Source organism: Clostridioides sp. ES-S-0005-03 (assembly GCF_020658455.1).
In the GTDB taxonomy this organism is placed as follows: Bacteria; Bacillota; Clostridia; order Peptostreptococcales; family Peptostreptococcaceae; genus Clostridioides.
In genome coordinates this window covers 1-255 of sequence record NZ_JACVWI010000042.1, presented here as the reverse complement: position 1 = coordinate 255, position 255 = coordinate 1, and the positions used below count along the sequence as shown (strand labels likewise).

The window sequence follows — 255 nt, the reverse complement described above, 5'->3', positions numbered from 1 at the left end:
TGTGTCCGGGGTTCGAATCCCTGTGCGCTCACCACATATATATTGGGGATTAGCCAAGTCGGTAAGGCACATGACTTTGACTCATGTATGCGTAGGTTCGAGTCCTGCATCCCCAGCCAAATAAAAACATGGTCTATTAGCTCAGTCGGTAGAGCACCTGACTTTTAATCAGGGTGTCCCGCGTTCGAGTCGCGGATAGATCACCAATGGAGAGGTGTCCGAGTGGTTTAAGGAGCTGGTCTTGAAAACCAGTGA

General features: G+C 49.8%; 2 tRNA genes. Both read left to right on the top strand.

From position 1 onward, the window contains the following. The first annotated feature begins 43 nt into the window (after positions 1-43). Positions 44-119, top strand: a tRNA-Gln gene (locus tag IC218_RS21745). 11 nt (positions 120-130) lie between these two features. Then, a tRNA-Lys gene (locus IC218_RS21740) sits at positions 131-206 on the top strand. Positions 207-255: the final 49 nt, after the last annotated feature.